The 17,277-nt window shown below is 62.8% G+C and carries 14 protein-coding genes; 9 read left to right on the forward strand and 5 right to left on the reverse strand.

Annotation, left to right across the window (positions count from 1 at the left end; all coding sequences use genetic code 11):
* Window positions 1-90: 90 nt before the first annotated feature.
* Together lexA and CWS72_RS04200 are read left to right on the forward strand one after the other, a co-directional pair.
* Complete coding sequence (gene lexA / locus CWS72_RS04195; protein WP_101249317.1) at window positions 91-804, forward strand: transcriptional repressor LexA; 714 nt, start codon at window positions 91-93, stop codon at window positions 802-804.
* Between the two features lie 175 nt (window positions 805-979).
* Window positions 980-1,339, forward strand: a complete 360-nt coding sequence (locus CWS72_RS04200) for a PilZ domain-containing protein (RefSeq protein WP_158240503.1) — start codon at window positions 980-982, stop codon at window positions 1,337-1,339.
* 146 nt (window positions 1,340-1,485) lie between these two features.
* Here the strand turns inward: CWS72_RS04200 and CWS72_RS04205 are convergent, their stop codons facing one another.
* Window positions 1,486-3,666, reverse strand: a complete 2,181-nt coding sequence (locus CWS72_RS04205; protein ID WP_158240504.1) for a ComEC/Rec2 family competence protein — start codon at window positions 3,664-3,666, stop codon at window positions 1,486-1,488.
* 260 nt (window positions 3,667-3,926) lie between these two features.
* Here CWS72_RS04205 and CWS72_RS04210 point away from each other — a divergent pair, with 260 nt between their 5' ends.
* From CWS72_RS04210 to CWS72_RS04230, 5 genes are read left to right on the forward strand one after another with little or no spacing between them, the layout of a single operon-like run.
* The gene (locus CWS72_RS04210) at window positions 3,927-5,540 is read left to right on the forward strand and encodes an ABC transporter substrate-binding protein (protein ID WP_101249320.1); all 1,614 of its coding nucleotides are present in this window, start codon (window positions 3,927-3,929) and stop codon (window positions 5,538-5,540) included.
* An 8-nt stretch (window positions 5,541-5,548) separates the two neighbouring features.
* Entirely contained in the window at window positions 5,549-6,517 is a 969-nt protein-coding gene (locus CWS72_RS04215) for an ABC transporter permease (RefSeq protein ID WP_101249321.1), read from the forward strand.
* The gene (locus CWS72_RS04220) at window positions 6,518-7,405 is read left to right on the forward strand and encodes an ABC transporter permease (RefSeq protein ID WP_101249322.1); all 888 of its coding nucleotides are present in this window, start codon (window positions 6,518-6,520) and stop codon (window positions 7,403-7,405) included.
* A complete protein-coding gene (locus CWS72_RS04225; RefSeq protein WP_101249323.1) occupies window positions 7,402-8,409 on the forward strand; it encodes an ABC transporter ATP-binding protein in 1,008 nt (335 codons plus the stop codon). The genes CWS72_RS04220 and CWS72_RS04225 overlap by 4 nt, the downstream gene beginning before the upstream one ends.
* Window positions 8,369-9,355 (forward strand): ABC transporter ATP-binding protein, encoded by a 987-nt coding sequence (locus CWS72_RS04230; RefSeq protein ID WP_101249324.1) that lies wholly within the window; start codon window positions 8,369-8,371, stop codon window positions 9,353-9,355. The genes CWS72_RS04225 and CWS72_RS04230 overlap by 41 nt, the downstream gene beginning before the upstream one ends.
* 20 nt (window positions 9,356-9,375) lie before the next feature.
* Here CWS72_RS04230 and CWS72_RS04235 read toward each other — a convergent pair whose 3' ends face one another.
* Window positions 9,376-11,433, reverse strand: a complete 2,058-nt coding sequence (locus CWS72_RS04235; protein ID WP_101249325.1) for a molybdopterin-dependent oxidoreductase — start codon at window positions 11,431-11,433, stop codon at window positions 9,376-9,378.
* A 247-nt stretch (window positions 11,434-11,680) separates the two neighbouring features.
* Here CWS72_RS04235 and gltX point away from each other — a divergent pair, with 247 nt between their 5' ends.
* Entirely contained in the window at window positions 11,681-13,078 is a 1,398-nt protein-coding gene (gltX, locus tag CWS72_RS04240) for a glutamate--tRNA ligase (RefSeq protein ID WP_101249326.1), read from the forward strand.
* 84 nt (window positions 13,079-13,162) lie between these two features.
* Window positions 13,163-14,491 (forward strand): citrate synthase, encoded by a 1,329-nt coding sequence (gltA, locus tag CWS72_RS04245; protein ID WP_101249479.1) that lies wholly within the window; start codon window positions 13,163-13,165, stop codon window positions 14,489-14,491.
* Between the two features lie 255 nt (window positions 14,492-14,746).
* Here the strand turns inward: gltA and gloA are convergent, their stop codons facing one another.
* Genes gloA through CWS72_RS04260 form a run of 3 tightly spaced genes read right to left on the reverse strand, consistent with a single transcriptional unit; the run spans window position 14,747 to window position 17,132 of the window.
* Complete coding sequence (gene gloA, locus CWS72_RS04250; RefSeq protein ID WP_101249327.1) at window positions 14,747-15,148, reverse strand: lactoylglutathione lyase; 402 nt, start codon at window positions 15,146-15,148, stop codon at window positions 14,747-14,749.
* The gene (gene lpxB, locus CWS72_RS04255) at window positions 15,145-16,311 is read right to left on the reverse strand and encodes a lipid-A-disaccharide synthase (protein WP_101249328.1); all 1,167 of its coding nucleotides are present in this window, start codon (window positions 16,309-16,311) and stop codon (window positions 15,145-15,147) included. Before lpxB ends, gloA begins: the two co-directional genes overlap by 4 nt.
* Window positions 16,308-17,132 (reverse strand): LpxI family protein, encoded by an 825-nt coding sequence (locus CWS72_RS04260; protein WP_101249329.1) that lies wholly within the window; start codon window positions 17,130-17,132, stop codon window positions 16,308-16,310. The genes lpxB and CWS72_RS04260 overlap by 4 nt, the downstream gene beginning before the upstream one ends.
* Window positions 17,133-17,277 lie beyond the last annotated feature (145 nt).

Raw genomic sequence — 17,277 nt, forward strand, 5'->3', positions numbered from 1 at the left:
TCTTGACGGAAAGAGGGAACTAAACTAGAACAAGATAACTTGTTGCGGATTTGTTCCATATTTTGTGGTTCCCGCCGGCCGGAGGGTGCGATGCTGACGCGAAAACAATATGAGCTGCTTATTTTCATCGATCAGCGACTGAAGGCCAATGGCGTATCCCCCTCCTTCGACGAAATGAAGGAGGCCCTTGATCTTAAATCAAAATCAGGAATCCACCGGTTGATCACCGGCCTGGAGGAACGGGGCTTCATCCGCCGCCTGCCGCATCGTGCGCGGGCCATCGAAGTGTTGAAGCTACCCGAGAATTTTGGCGACACCCCGGAAAAGCCATCCTCCGCGCCACCGCCGAAGTTCTCCCCCAATGTCATCCGCGGCGATTTCAAGACCACCCTGGCGGGCGCTTCCGTCGGAACGGCGGCCGACGCCATCGATCTGCCGCTTTATGGAAAAATCGCCGCCGGCACGCCGATCGAGGCGCTGCGCGATAATTCCAACACCATCAGCGTTCCATCCACCCTGCTGGGAAGCGGCGACCATTATGCCCTGACGGTGGAAGGCGATTCGATGATCGAAGCGGGCATTCTCGACGGTGACGTGGTCATCCTCCACCGTTGCGATACGGCCGATAACGGTTCGATCGTCGTGGCCCTGGTCGATGAGAACGAAGCCACCCTGAAACGGCTGCGCCGCAAAGGCGCCTCCATCGCCCTGGAACCGGCCAACCAAAGATACGAAACGCGCATCTTTGGTCCCGATCGCGTGCGTGTCCAAGGACGCCTGGTTGGGCTGTTGCGCCGATATTGAGTGAAAAAAGACGCGCCCTCGACGGAGGACAAAGACTTTTCCGATAACGTCATCGTCTAAGGGCAAACTTGGCCAGTTTGATCGTTTGTGACAAGCGGACACATGGTTTAATCTTTTGTTGTGACAAAGCCGATTATAAAGAATTCGGCACGTCGCATCTTGAGGATTGCACATTGTGACCGCGCCCATAGAGCGACGACGGCATCGTCGTCATTTCGGCCGTGATCTGTTGGTCTTGGTCCCCGAAGGTTCGTCTTATCCCGTCCGGGACATCTCTCCCGGCGGCCTGTGCCTGCAGGGTACGCCCTTCGCCATCGGCGAACTGGTCGGCATCACCCTGTCCTCGGCCGCGAACCCCTTTGACGCTGTCGACGCCTCCTGCCGGGTCGTGGCGATCAGCACGACGGGCTCGCACATGGAATTCTGTCCGGTGACCATGCCCCTGCTCACTTTCATCATTCAGCATATCGGCAAGGAACTGGGGGTGGAGCCCTATTATTTCGGCAAGAGGCATCCCCTTTCCTCCCAATCCTGATCCTCCCCGACCTCCACGGAACCAGAGCAGTTTGCGCTTCGCTTGAACTGCTCCGGGCTTGCGTGACGCTGAAAAAACTCCGTTTTTTCAATTGCTCAAACGCCGCTCCGGCTAACGAGCGCGATTCAATCTAAACGCAACGCGCTCTAATCAAAAGATGCGGCAGCAGAAGCATCCTCACCGCCAATCGGCGTCCGGATGTGGTTCCAGGGACGCGCCCCCTGCCAGTCGTCGACGGTCTCGATACGCCAGCCCTCCGCGTCCAACCAGAACGCATGCGTCCCACCCCTTCGCAAGGCGTCCCCGTCGATAAGCCGCCCGCCGCCGGGACAGACGTCACGCGCAACCGGTGCCGCCACGATCACCACCTCGCCCCCCCGGCAATCGGCCCCCGGCAACCTCTCGGGGCGCGACAGAAATGCCAACAGATGAGCCTCTCGGCGGTAGACGCAGCCCGTCCCGTCGCAGGTCATCACGTTTTTCGAACCATCCCGCCAGAAGACGGCGGCGGTTCCCTGACCGGCCTGTCTGACCCAGGTCTCGCGAAGCATCTTCTCGCTCCGCGTCCTTGAGAAAAGCAACCTGCCGTCGCCATCCCGTCCCGCCATCATCAGTCCTGAGGGAGCGATCAGCACGTCGGGCGGCCGATGCAACGCATAGAGCGCGATCGCGGCGGCCATTCCGGCCAATCCCCACAGTCGCCAGCGCCGCCGCCAGAGCAGCAGCCAGAAGCCGCCCAGGGTGAAAAGCACCAGCGCCGAGACGGGCATGGCGGGCAGATCGACGCTGGCCCCGGGCAAGGCGGAAACCCATTGGGCGATATCGCTGACGGCCACGATGCCCCTGCCCATCAACCACCATGCCCATGCGTCGAGTCCGAAAGGCATCAGGCAAAAGGCCAGAAGCGCCGCCGGCATCACCCAGAAGCCGACCACGGGCACGGCCAGAAAATTGCCCAGCAATCCGTAGGTGGCGTATCTGTTGAAATGGAAGATCGTATAGAAGGCCGTCGCGGTTCCGGCGATCTGCGTGGTCAGCAGGATACCCGCGACATAGAAGAACGGCGTGCTCCAGCGGCCCCGATGGCGGGCCCGCCAGCGTCCGAAAGCGGGGCCGATCGCCTCATAGCCGGCGATGAGCCCGTAGACGGCGGCGAAGGACATCTGGAAGCTGGCCCCCATCAACGCCTCGGGCCGCAACAGCAGGATCAGCAGCGCCGCCCAGGTGATCGAGCGCAGGGAAATCGCCTCGCGATCGAACAGAATGGCCACGAGAACGATGCCGTTCATCATGAAGGCCCGCTGCGTGGGCACCGGAGCGCCGGAAATGATCAGGTAGCAGAAGGTGATCAGAAGCGCCCCGCCCGCCGTCCATTTCTTGATGGGATAGCGCAGCGCTATCCAGGGAATCATCGCCAGACCACCCCGTATCGCCATGAAGACGAGACCGGCCACCATGCTCATATGCATGCCGGCGATAACCAGGATATGGGCCAATCCGGCATCGCGATAGGCTTGCAGCAGATCCGGCGACACCGGCCCCCGCTCGGCGGTGATCAGCGCCGCCGCCACCCAGCCGACGCCACGCGCCAGACCGCCGTTTTCCACGGCGGCGACGATACGTTCGGTCAAATCCCGCCGAACACCGGCGATGAACAACCGGATCCGCTCCCATCCCTCTCCCTGATCGGCATCCGGCAGCAAGCGGGGCGGCCCGGCCGCGTAGCCGACGGCACCGATGCCCAGGAACCAGGCCTGTCTGGAGAAATCGTACGCCCCCGGCGAGGCCGGCGCCGGCGGAGGCATCAAGACGACGCGCAGGGCCACTCTCTGACCGGGACGCCATTCCCCTCCGCTTTCGCGCAAACGAACGCGGAGCCTGACCGGAAGCGGCCCCGTCCCCCGGAGTTCCGGCCAAGTCACCCGATCGAGGACGAACCGGTGCACGCCCTGTTCCAGGGGCTCCACCTCGGTGATCCGCGCCACGATGGAGATAGCCTGCGTCGGATGGGACAGTACCGGTGCCGCCACGGCGCGGCTTCGCTCGCCGGCCAGGGTGAAGCCAAGGCCGGCCAGTGCGAAAACGAAAGCCAACGCCGGCAGCCAGGGCGGGCGGCGCCTGACGGCAATACCCGTCGACAGGCATAGCCCCAGCAAAAGCGGCCCGACCCAGCGCCAGGGTTCGCAAGGCAGCGCGAAATAGAGCGCTATTCCACTTCCCAGGGCCACCGGCGACCAGAGAATCCAGCGCTCGCGTTCGGCCTGCAGGAGTGCCGTGATACCCCCGGATCCCCCCTCTTCCATGGTCTTCGCCCGCGCAGCAACCACCCGAGGATTCGGAAGATGACCGATTTTTCGTTTCCAGTCATCTCCAAAAAGGAAACACGCCCAAAGAGTCGCTCTTGAAATACGACACTCGAACGGCCAAACGAATTGACCGATCCAATTCAGCACGTATATCATAGTGTATATTACTAATATAAAATGTAATATTTGACGGTGCCATGCCGGCCATCCGCAAACAATCTGCGGCCCGCCCGACAGCTCTTTTCGTCGAAGAAGCCCCCCGAAACTCTGGAGCAAGCTCAATGAGAACTCTCTCCCGCCGGCATTTTCTGGCCGCCAGTTCGGCCATCGCCCTTTTCATCCGGTCGGACAAGCCGGTGTGGGCGGAAGACAAGCCGCAAGCCGGAGGAACGCTGAGCGTCATCCTGCAACCGGAGCCGGTCACGCTTTCCCCCACCAACAACATGGCCCAGCCGACCCAGACGGTGGCGGGCAACATCTTCGATGGTCTCGTCTACTACGATTTCGATCTGAAGCCGCAGCCCTGCCTGGCCACCAGTTGGGATCTGGCCCGCGACGGCAAGACGGTCACCTTCCACCTGCGTCACGGGGTCAAATGGCATGACGGAAAGCCCTTCACCTCGGCCGACGTGAAATGGTCCCTGGAAAACATCTGGAAGACGATCCATCCGCGCAACAAGGCCTTGTTCGAAAATGTGAGCGCGGTGGAAACGCCCGACGACTTCACCGTCGTCTTGAAGTTCAGCAAGCCGTCCCTGCCCATTTTTTCCGTGCTGAACGGCGTCGGCGCGCCGATCCTGCCGCGTCATCTCTACGAAGGCACCGACATCCTCGGCAGTCCCTACAACAACAAACCGGTGGGTACCGGCGCCTTCGTCTTCAAGGAATGGAAGCGCGGCGAATATGTCCTGCTGGAACGCAATCCCGACTATTGGGATAGCGGCAAGCCCTATCTCGACCGCATCCTGTTCCGCATCATTCCCGATCCCGCCGCCCGCGCCGCCGCCGTCGAAAAGGGCGAGATCCAGTACGCGCCCTTCAATGCCATTCCCTTGCGCGATGTCGAACGCTTCTCGCAATTGCCGAACGTCAAGATCGACCGGCGCGGCTATGACTGGATTTCGCCGCTGCTCTATCTCGATTTCAATGTCGAGAACCAGTATCTCAAGCATCAGCGGGTTCGCCAGGCTTTGGCCCATGCGATAGACCGCAACGCCATGGCCAGGATCGTTTGGTTCGGCTTCGGAAAGCCGGCCATCAGCCCGGTTCCCTCGGCTGTGGCGACTTTCCATGATTCCACCGTGCCGCAATATGCCTTCGATCCCAAGAAGGCCGAGGCACTGCTCGATGAAGCCGGGTTCAAGCGCGGAGCCGACGGTACGCGTTTCGCCATCACCCACGACTATCTGCCTTACGGCGACGATTACCGGCGCACCGCCGAATTCATCAAGCAGGCCTTGCACAAAATCGGCGTCGAAGTGACCATCCGCTCCCAGGATACCGCCGCCTTCATCAAAAGAATTTACGGCGATCGGGACTTCGACCTGTCGCTCTCGTGGAATTCGGCCTTCCCGGATCCCCAGATCGGCGTCGTGCGCGCCTATTGGTCGGGTTGGCTGGGAACGCAGACCCCCTGGACCAACGGGTCCGGATACCGCAATGCCGAGGTGGATGGGCTGATCCAGGCCGCCGCGGTGGAGGGCAACCCCGAGGCCCGCGTCGCCGACTTCAAGCGTTTCCAGCAGATCGTGCTGACCGAGCTGCCGACATTGCCGCTGCTCGAGATGCAGTTCTTCTCGGTCCATGCCGCCAATCTCAGGGATATCGTCAGTCAAGGCGACCAGACTTACTCCACCCTGAAGAACGCCTGGTTCGACGGCAAGGCGAAGGGCTAGACATTCCCGTGCGACGCTATCTTCGACGCAGTCTTTGGCAGATCGGCATCGTCGTGCTCGGGATCGCCACCATCAATTTCTTCCTGCTGCACCTCGCCCCCGGCGATGCGGCGGAGGTGATGGCGGGCGAGTCCGGCGCGGCGACGGCCGAATATATGGCGGCCCTGCGCCAGCAGTTCGGCATCGACCAGCCGCTTTACCTTCAATTCCTGCGCTATGTCGGGCATCTCCTGACCCTCGACCTCGGCTATTCCTTCCGCGAAGGCATGCCGGTGGCCGAACTGATGCGCCAACGCCTGCCCGCCACCCTCCTGCTGATGGGAAGCTCCACCGCCCTGGCGGTAAGCCTGGGATGCGTCCTTGGATTCATGGCCGCCCGCCGCGCCGGAAAGATCGCGGACACGGTGATCTCCACCCTGGCGCTGCTGTTCTATGCGACACCGGTTTTCTGGGTGGGCGTGATGCTGGTGATGGTCTTTTCCGTGGCGCTCGACTGGCTGCCCATCGGCGGCATGACCAGCATCGAGGCGGGATACCGGGGCTGGGCCCTGGCGGGCGACGTCGCCCGCCATCTGGTCCTGCCGGCGGTCACCCTCGGACTTTTCTATCTGGCCATCTATACCCGCCTGGTGCGGGCCTCCATGCTGGAAGTTTACCACCTCGACTTCGTACGCACGGCCCGCGCGAAAGGCGTGCGCCCCTGGCGGATCGCCACCCGCCACGTCCTGCGCAACGCGCTGCTGCCGGTCGTCACCACCCTGGGCGTCCAATTGAGCTCGATTCTCGGCGGCGCCGTTCTGGTGGAAACGGTGTTTTCCTGGCCCGGCCTCGGCCGCCTCGCTTTTGAAGCGTTGTTTCACCGCGATCTCGCCTTGTTGCTGGGCATCCTGTTCTGTTCCTCGCTGGTCGTGGTGTTTGTAAATCTGGCGGTCGATCTCATCTATACGCTGCTCGATCCCCGCATAGAGTTGTCCTGAATGGCATTCCCCGACAGCCTGATCCTGTCCGCGGACGGCACCGGCAGCCATCCCCGCTTCGCCCTGTTGCGCCGGCTGCTGCGCCGCCCGTCCGCCCTTTGCGGACTGGTCCTGATGGCCGCGATCCTGGCGATGGCGGTACTGGCCCATCCCCTTTATCCCGACGACCCTCTCGACATGGTGGCCGCTCCCTTCCTGCATCCCGGAACCGACGCCGCCTTTCCGTTGGGGTCCGACATGCTGGGACGCGATCTCGCCGCCGGCATCTTCCACGGCGCCCGCATTTCGCTGCTCATCGGCGTCGTCGCCGCCCTGGTGTCGCTCGTCATCGGAATAGGAATCGGCGCCCTGTCCGGCTATTACGGCGGTCGCATCGACGCCGGCCTGATGCGGCTGACCGAATTGTTCCAGACCATCCCGCCCTTCCTGTTTTCTCTGGCCATCGTCGCCATCCTGCAGCCTTCCATCGCCACCATCACCGGCGCCATCGGAATCACCGCCTGGCCCGGTCTGGCCCGACTGGTCCGCGCCGAGGTCCTGAAACTCCGCCACAGCGAACTGGTGGAGGCCTCCATTTCCCTTGGGGCCTCGGACGCGCGCATCATCCTTCTTCACATCCTGCCCAATGTCCTCGCGCCGATCGTCGTGTCGGCGTCCATCCTGGTGGCCAGCGCCATCCTGAGCGAATCGTCGCTGGCCTTCCTGGGATTGGGCGACCCCAATGTGGTCAGTTGGGGAGGCATGGTCGGCGCCGGACGGGAGGTCATCCGCACCGACTGGTACGTCGCCACCATCCCCGGCATCGCCATTCTCGCGGCGGTCCTGGCGCTCAATCTGCTGGGCGACGGTCTCAATGACGCGCTCAACCGCAAGGGGCAAAGGCGATGAGCCTGCTCGACGTCAAGAATCTTTCCATCTCTTTCGCCACGCCGCGGGGACGGCTGGCGGCCGTCCGCGATTTGTCCTTTTCCCTGAAGGCCGGGGAAACCCTGGCCCTGGTCGGCGAATCGGGCTGCGGAAAATCGCTGACGGCCCTGGCCCTGCTGGGTTTGCTGGAGCCGCCGGCGGTGATGGAGGGAAACGGCATTTTTCTCGAAGGCCGCAATCTTCTGACGCTCGACGAACCGACCTTGCGTTCCCTCAGGGGCTCGCGCATCGCCATGATTTTTCAGGAACCGATGACCGCGCTCAATCCGGTGCTCACCGTCGGGGAACAGATCATGGAGGTCATCACCGAGCATGAGGGGGGCGGCCGCCGGGCGGCCCGCGCGCGGGCCGTCGCCTTGATGGAGAAGGTCCGCATTCCCGATGCCGAACGGCGCTTCGCCGAATATCCGCACCGCTTGTCGGGCGGCCTGCGGCAGCGAGTGATGATCGCCATGGCCTTGGCCTGCTCGCCGGCGGTTCTGATCGCCGACGAACCGACCACAGCCCTCGACGTCACCATCCAGGCGCAGATCCTCGATCTGATCGGCACGCTGAAGCGGGAAAACGGCACCGCCGTCCTGTTCATCACCCATGACCTGGGCCTGGTCGGGCAACACGCCGACCGGGTCATGGTGATGTATGCCGGACGCGTGGTGGAGGAACGGACCGCCGCCGACCTGTTTGCCGATCCCCTGCATCCCTATACCCGCGGCCTGATTGCCGCCCGCCCCGGTCTCGGCGGCTCCGGCCGGCGGGAACGCCTGATGGAGATCCCCGGCACGGTGCCCGGCCTGGGCGCCATGCCCGTCGGCTGCGCCTTCTCCCCCCGCTGCGCGTTCGCCGACGACCTGTGCCGGAGCACCGTCCCGACATCCATCGACCAGGCCGGCGGCCGGATCGCCTGCCACCATAGCGAAGGTATTCATGACCGCGAACCCGCCATCCGCAGAATTGGCAACTCCTGACCCCCTGCTGTCCGTCCGGGACCTGTCCGTGCGGTTCGACACGGCGGAGGGACCGGTGCATGCGGTGGATGGCGTTTCCTTCGACTTGAAAGCGGGAGAGATCCTGGGACTTGTCGGCGAATCCGGTTGCGGAAAATCGACCCTGGCGCGCGCCATTCTACGGCTGGTGGAGCCCCGGGCCGGCAGCATCAGCCTGGCCGGATCCGACATCACCCATTTGTCACGGCGGCAATTGCGAGGGGTGCGCCGCCAGGTGCAGATGGTGTTCCAGGACCCTTATTCGTCCCTCGCCCCCCGCTGGACCGTGGCCGAACTGCTGACCGAGCCGCTTGTCATTCATGGCGTCGGCGACCGCGCGGAACGGCGACGACATGTCGGTGACCTGCTGGACAAAGTGGGGCTGCCGGCCGACGCGGCGCAGCGCTATCCCCATGAATTCTCGGGCGGCCAGCGCCAGCGCCTGGGGATCGCCAGGGCCCTGGCGCTTGACCCTCGACTGGTGGTTCTGGATGAACCGGTTTCCGCCCTCGACGTATCGGTGCAGGCGCAAATCCTCAATCTTCTGGTGGAACTGCAACGCCAGTCGGACATAGCCTTTCTGTTCATCAGCCATGATCTGTCGGTGGTGGAATATCTTTCCGACCGGGTGGCGGTAATGTATCTCGGTCAGATCGTCGAAATCGCCGATCGGGACAGTCTGTGGCGCCATCCATCCCATCCCTATACAAGGGCCTTGCTACAGGCGATTCCGGGGAATCCCCCGCCGTCGGCCGATGACGCGCTGAAGATCGAAGGCGATCTGCCCAGTCCCATCGCGCCGCCGCCCGGATGCCGTTTCCACACCCGCTGCCCTTATGCCGAGCAGCGCTGCCGCATCGACAATCCGGCGCTGCGAACGGTCGCCCCGGGCCATCAGGCGGCTTGCCACCTGATGAGATTATCCTAAGAGCCCGAGCGGCGCCGAGTTCAGGCGACCTTCAGCCACACGGCCGTATCGTGGAAAGCCGCGCCCCCCGCCGGAAAAGCGGCTTCGGCGCTGACCAGGGTATTGATCCCGGCGCCGCCGACGAAGGCGCTGGCCGGCCAGATGCTTTCCACCACCAGCGTCCGCTCGTCCAAACCCTCGACGGGCTGGATATGCAGGAAAACCCGTCCCTGCTCGTTGCCAATCTGCACCAGGGTGCCTTCGGTCAGGCCCAGCCGTTGGCAAATCTTCGCGTGAACCAGGATCGTCGGCCGCTTTTGCAGACGGCGGGAGGTTTCCGTTTCGGTGAAGGTCGAGTTGAGAAAATGCCGGGCCGGCGCGGCGATCAGCCGAAACGGCTTTTCGTCGGTGACCCGGTCGATGACCTCCAACTGATCCGGGAATCGCGGCATTCCCTCGTGCGCCGGACCGCGCGCCGCCCAGTCGGCGGAGAAATGGAAACGTCCATCGGCGTGGCCGAACCCGGTCAGGAAGTGGGAGGTCTCGAAATCCTGAATGCAGTCGAATCCGCGCCGCCGAAGGATTTGCTCGGCGGGAGGCTTTCCCGAGGCCTTCAACGTTGCCTCGATCAATTCCCATTCGGTCATCTCGAAACCCGGATGCCTGGCTCCCAGACGCCGGGCCAATTCGCAGATGACGAAATGGTTGGTCCGGCAGTCGCCCACCGGAGGAATGACGGCGCGGGCGACCTGTAAGAAACTGTGCCCCGAGGACTGGTAGATGTCGTCATGTTCGAGGAACGTCGTCGCGGGAAGCACCACGTCGGCCATCAGGGCGGTTTCGGTCATCACCTGTTCATGGACGCACAGGAACAGATCCTCGCGCGATAGCCCGCGCCGCACCGTGGCGCTGTCCGGCGCGACCGCGGCCGGATTGGTGTTCTGCACCAGCATGGCGGTGACCGGACTTCCGCCGGCAAGATCCTTGGGGTCGTTGGTGAGAACCGGGCCGATGCGCGACATGTCGAGAACCCGGACATCCGGCCTGCGGGCATCCAATCCTTGCAGAAGCGTCACGTCCAGTCCGTAGATCTCACCATGCCCGAACAGGGCGCCGCCGCCGCGATGCGCCCAGGCGCCGGTCACCGCCGGCAGGCAGGAGACCGCATGCATGGCCACCGCTCCATTGCGCTGACGGGTGAATCCGTAACCGATGCGCAGGAAGCTCCTTTTGGTCGAGCCGTAAAGCCGGGCGAAGGTGACGATCTGCTCTTCCGACAGGCCGGTGATGGCGGAAGCCCATCGGGGACCGCGGGCCGCAAGATGGGCCTCCAATTCGTCCGGACGATCGGTATATCGGGCCAGGTAGCCGCGATCGGCCAACCCTTCGGCAAACAGGACATGCATCACGGCACAGGCCAGGGCGGCATCGGTGCCCGGCCGCAAGGCCAGGTGCAGATCGGCCTTATCCGCCGTCGGGGTCCGATAGGGATCAATCACCACCAATTTGGCGCCGTTGGCACGCCGGGCTTTTTGGATCCAGTTCATCACATGGACCTGGGTATGGACGGGATTGCCCCCCCAAACGACGACCAGTTCCGATTCCGCCATTTCGCGGGCGTCTATTCCCCGCCGCACTCCGCTTCCTGCCAGCCAGCCGGCATTGGCGATGGCGACGCAAAAGGTCTCCAGCATGTCGGAATAGCCCATGACATGGCGCAGACGCTTGATCCCGTTACGCTGCACCAGCCCCATGGTCCCCGCATATTGATAGGGCCAAACCGTCTCGGGACCGAAGCGCTCGGCTTTTTCGCGGAACTGTTCGGCGACCAGGTCCAGCGCCTCGTCCCAACCGATCGGGACGAACTGCCCGCTGCCTTTTGGACCGCTTCGCCGCAGCGGAGTCTTCAGCCGATCGGGATTGTGCACACGTTCGGCATAGCGGGCCACCTTGGCGCAGATCACGCCTTCGAGATAGGGATGCCCCTCCGCGCCATGAAGTCGCCCGACCCGCCCCTCGGAAAGCAGCTCGACGTCGAGCGCGCAGGTACTGGGGCAATCATGGGCGCAAACCGAATGTCCGATATCGCAATTCGTCATCTCTCGCCAACCCGATTGGAACAGATCTAAGGATCACGTCAGGGAAGATGCCTCATTCCTCGCCATCGGTCATCCCCCAATCGACCCGCCCCGACGGCATCGGATAGCTATAGAGGACGAAATAACTTCAGTTATCTTAAGGGATAAGGATCGAACAAGATGCAAAGCCCATGCTGCAACCGCGATAGGAATATGCTACAGACATGCGCCGGCAGAACCGCCGGATTAAGAGGTTTTTTGAATTATTATGCCCGTCGTCACACGCTTCGCTCCATCGCCCACCGGTTTCCTGCATATCGGGGGGGCCCGCACCGCGCTGTTCAACTGGCTGTTCGCCCGTCATAACGGCGGCAAGTTCCTGCTGCGCATCGAAGATACCGATCGCGCCCGCTCTACCCAGGCCGCCGTCGACGCCATTTTCGACGGTCTGCAATGGCTGGGGCTGGATTGGGACGCCGAACCCGTCTTCCAATTTTCCCGCGCCGCCCGTCACGCCGAGGTGGCCAATCAGCTTTTGGACGAGGGCAAGGCTTACCACTGCTACTGTTCTCCCGCCGAACTGGAAGCCATGCGCGCCGAACAGAAGGCGAAAGGCCTTCCCATGCGCTATGACGGCCGCTGGCGGGACAAGGACCCGTCCGAGGCGCCGGCGGGTGTCCCCCCGGTCGTTCGCCTGAAGGCGCCGCGCAGCGGTGAAACCGTGGTTCAGGACAAGGTTCAAGGCGAGGTCCGCGTCGCCAACGAACAGTTGGACGACATGGTGCTTCTGCGCGCCGACGGTACCCCCACCTATATGCTCTCGGTGGTGGTCGACGACCATGACATGTCGGTCTCCCACGTGATCCGCGGCGACGACCATCTGACCAACACCTTCCGCCAGATTCAGCTTTATCGCGCCTGCGGATGGGATATCCCCGAGTTCGCCCACATTCCCCTGATCCATGGACCGGACGGCGCCAAGCTGTCCAAGCGCCACGGCGCCCTGGGGGCCGAGGCCTATCGAGACATGGGATATCTGCCGGAAGCCCTGCGCAATTATCTGCTGCGCCTCGGATGGGGACATGGCGACGACGAGATCATCTCGACGGAACAGGCCATGGAATGGTTCGATCTGGCGGGAATTGGCCGCTCCCCGTCCCGCTTCGACATGGTCAAGCTGGGCAATCTCAACGGCCATTATCTGCGCCAGGCCAGCGACGAGCGTCTGGTCGAACTGATCACCCCCAGACTGACCGCATTGACCGGACAAGACGTGGACCCGGGCCACGCCGATCTGCTGCGTCAAGCCATGGGCGGTTTGAAGGAGCGCGCCAAGACTCTGGTCGAGCTGACTGAAAGCGCAGCCTTTTATTTGCGCACGCGCCCCCTTGCACTGGACGACAAGGCCGCCAAACTGTTGGATGCCGGCGGTCGGGATACCCTCGCCCGCTTCGCACAAATTCTTGCGGCGCAGCAAAACTGGCGGCAGGATACTTTGGAGGAGGAGGCACGGCGATTTGCCGAGGAGCAGGGATTGAAGTTGGGGCAGATCGCGCAACCGCTGCGGGCCGCCCTGACCGGATCGACCGTCTCTCCGCCAATCTTCGAAGTCATGCGAATTCTTGGTCGGGAGGAAAGCCTGGCCCGTATCAAGGATGTGCTATGAGAGGTTGGAGAAATAAATAACTATCGCGACCGCTATATGCAGGTGCGCGCTTCACAATTCAAAGAAAAGGAAGGGATGCTCGACATGACTCAGAACGTAAAGTCTTCGGACGCCACGTTGAAAGAAACGGTCACTTTGGTCGACAACACCAGTGGCCGAAAATACGAGCTCCCTCTTCTTCCCGGCAGCATCGGCCCGAAGGTGATCGACATCCGATCCCTTTACGGCGAAACCGGATTTTTCACTTACGACCCGGGGTTCACCTCCACCGGTTCCTGCGAATCGAAAATCACCTACATCGATGGCGACGCCGGCGTGCTGATGCACCGCGGCTATCCGATCGACCAATTGGCCGAACATTCGGATTATCTTGAGGTTTGTTACCTGCTGCTGCAGGGCGAACTGCCGAGTGCCGCGCAAAAGAAGAAGTTCGAAGGCGATATTCGCAATCATACGATGGTTCACGAGCAGATCGCCTCGTTCTACCGCGGTTTCCGGCGCGACGCCCATCCGATGGCCGTCATGTGCGGCGTCGTCGGCGCGCTCTCGGCCTTCTATCATGACAGCCTGGACATCGCCGACCCGCATCAGCGCATGGTCGCCAGCGACCGGTTGATCGCCAAGATGCCGACCATCGCCGCCTGGGCCTACAAATATTCCCGCGGCGAGCCCTTCATCTATCCGCGCAACAATCTGTCCTATGCCGAAAACTTCCTGCACATGATGTTCGCCACGCCTTGCGAGGAATACAAGGTGAACCCGGTGCTGGCCCGCGCCATGGAGCGCATCCTCATCCTGCACGCCGACCACGAACAGAACGCGTCGACCTCGACGGTCCGCCTGGCCGGATCGTCGGGAGCCAATCCCTTCGCCTGCATCGCCGCCGGCATCGCCTCGCTGTGGGGTCCCGCCCATGGCGGCGCCAACGAGGCCGTCCTGCAGATGTTGACCCAGATCGGCCACAAGGAGCGCATCCCCGAGTTCATCGACCGCGCCAAGGACAAGAACGATCCGTTCCGCCTGATGGGTTTCGGCCACCGCGTCTACAAGAACTACGACCCCCGCGCCAAGGTGATGGAACGGACCTGTCACGAAGTTCTCGATGAACTGGGCGTGCGTGACGAACCCCTCCTCGACCTTGCCATGGAACTGGAACGGATCGCGCTGGAAGACCCCTATTTCGTCGACAAGAAGCTTTATCCGAACGTCGACTTCTATTCGGGCATCATCTTCCGCGCCATGGGCATCCCGGTCAGCATGTTCACGGTGCTGTTCGCCGTGGCCCGCACCGTCGGCTGGGTCGCTCAGTGGAACGAGATGGTGGGCGATCCCAGCCAGAAGATCGGCCGGCCGCGCCAGCTTTATACCGGCTCCACCTTGCGGGACTATGTCCCGCTGCATGCCCGTGGGTGAGATCCAGGAATATCCGCCACGTTCGGAACGGGGCCGCGCCCATCGCGCAGCCCCGTTGTCCCCATCTTTTCGCTTCGTCGCGGCCAATGACAATCCGGCCCCGAAAAAGTCGTGGATGGTCTGGGGATTACGGAGCCTCGCCGTTGTCGTCCTCACGGCCCTCTGGTTTTTTGCCAGACGCTAAGGGCCGCGAAGACGTCAAAGAGGCAAGCCTGAAGGCTTGAAGGGTTTAGGGCGATACTTTCGCCCCAAACCTTACTTCTTTTCGATCAGTTCGATCTTGTAACCGTCGGGATCCTCGATGAAGGCGATGACGGTGGTTCCATGCTTCATCGGCCCCGGCGCCCTGGTGATCTTGGCGCCATTCGCAGCCAAGACTTCACACGTCTTATAAATATCCGGCACGCCGAGGGCGAGATGACCGAAACCGCTGCCGATTTCATAAGGCGCGGGCTGATCCCAATTGTGGGTCAGTTCGATCACCGTGTTGTTGTCCTCATCGCCGTAACCGACGAAGGCCAAAGTGAACTTGCCGTCGGGGTAATCGTTACGCCGCAACACCCGCATCCCGAGGAGACGGGCGTAGAAATCGATGGATTTATCGAGATCGCGCACGCGGATCATCGTATGGAGCATGCGAAAAGCGGGAGCGGTCATGAGGCGGGCCCTTTCTTCTTGATCACAGAGAGAATTTCCGAAGCCGCCCGGCGGCTGGGCGTATCTCCGCCCAGGCCAAGACGTTCCAACGCCTCCGCGGCCCCGTCCAATTGGGCCTGACGCACGGCCGGATCATCCAGCAGGCCGGTCAGATGAAAGGCCAGCCGGTCGGAACGACAGTCGTCCAGAAGCAACTCGGGAACCACCATGCGGCCCGCCAGCAAGTTGATCAGACAGACAAAGGGTATCTTGATCAAACGACGGGCGATCATGGCGGTCAGGCGATTCAGACGATAACCGATCACCATCGGCAACCGGGCCAAGGCCAATTCCAAAGCCACGGTTCCCGATGCCGCCAGGGCCGCCTGGCAGGCGGCGAAGGCATCATAACGCTCCCCCGCTCCGCGCACCACGAGCGCGGGCACCGGCCAGACGGCCCGGCGCACCTCCTCGGCCACCGTATCGACGGTGGGGACCACGACCTGCAACTCCGGCCTGTGCGCCGCCAGAAGGGCCACCGTCTCGGTAAAAACCGGCAGCAGACGCGATGTCTCGGAGCGCCGGCTGCCGGGAAGTACGCATAGTAAAGGGGTCTCGGGCGCTATTCCATGACGTTCCCGGAATGCCGCCCCGTTTCCATGCCCGGCGCCGCTTTCAAGAACGGCGTGACCGACATGCACCGCGCGCAGCCCCACTTTGGTGAAATAGGCCGGCTCTTCGGGCAGCAGGCACAGAAGCAAATCGACCCGTCCGGCCAATTGCAGGTTGCGCTTTTCCTTCCAAGCCCAGACCATGGGCGCCACGTAATGAATACGCGGAACGCTCGATCCGCCCGCCCGCAGCCGCTTGGCTACGCGTCCGGTGAACCCCCAACTGTCGACGGTAACCACCGCCGCCGGGTTCCGTTCGGCGATATCGGCCAGGGTCTGGTTGAGACGACGGAGGATTTTGGGAATCCGCGGCAATACCTCCGCCAGTCCCATCACCGCCAGATCGGCTTGCGGAAAAAGGCTTTCCATCCCCTGTTCCCGCATGGCCTCGCCGCCGATACCGGCGAAACGGACTCGTCCGCCGGTCATCTCTTTGAGCGCCACCATCAACCGTGCGGCCAGAAGGTCTCCGGACGGCTCGCCGGCGATCAAATAAATCAGCGGATCGTTCATTCCCCGCCCGCCGTCATGCCGCAGACGAACAGCCCGGCGGCGTCGGCGGCGTCAATCACTCCGTCGCGATCGACGACGACCGTCGATCCGGCCTCGACGGCGATCCCCACCAAACCGGCGGCGGCGGAGTTCCTCACCGTCTGGATGCCGATGGTCGGCAGATCCACCCGCCGCTCCTGCCCGGGTTTGCTGATTTTGACCAGAACCCCGCCGCCACCGGCCCGGCGAAGCTCCCCGACGCGTCGCAACAAGGCATCGGTTCCTTCGACCGCCTCGACCCCCAGCACGATACCCTGCTGGACCACCACGGACTGGCCGACATCCAGCTCGCCCAGCCCGCGAGCGACCTTCAGGCCATGCGAGATATCGGCCCGGGCTTGGTCATCAGGCATGACGGCCCCCCACACACCGGCGTCCGCCAGGGCATCGCCCAGAATGTCGTGCAAACCGATGACGTGAAATCCCTCGTCTTCCAACTCACCGATGATGGTCTTCAACAAACCGTCGTCGCCCAGGGCACGCAAACCCAGCCGCGCGAAAAACCGGGTGGTTCGCCAATCGGGACGCAAATCGCGCAAGCTCGGCCGGCGTACCGGTCCCGCCATGACGAGATCCACAACACCCTCTTGATGAAGGATTTCGATGCCACGCCCGGCTTCGCCCATACGAATCCAGGCCTGCGGAAGATTTTCCAGCGTCTCCGCCCGGGCATGGCCGGTGATGGCGAGAATAAAGACCTCGCGCCCGTCCTCCATGGCCCGCGCCGCCAAACGGGCCGGTAAAGTCCCCCCACCCGCGATGATGCCGAGTTTAGCAGCCATGTCCCATACCGTTTTTCGCCGCAAGACCAGCAGAAGCGGCAAGTACGCCCCCAAGGCCCTAAGGTTTAAGACGTTTTCACGCCGCCTGGGGCTTAAGGACCTCGCCTCTATGTATCACAAGGCCCTTAACGCCGGCTTGGCCGCT

Origin of the sequence: Telmatospirillum siberiense, assembly GCF_002845745.1 — a bacterium.
In the GTDB taxonomy this organism is placed as follows: Bacteria; Pseudomonadota; Alphaproteobacteria; order Rhodospirillales; family Magnetospirillaceae; genus Telmatospirillum; species Telmatospirillum siberiense.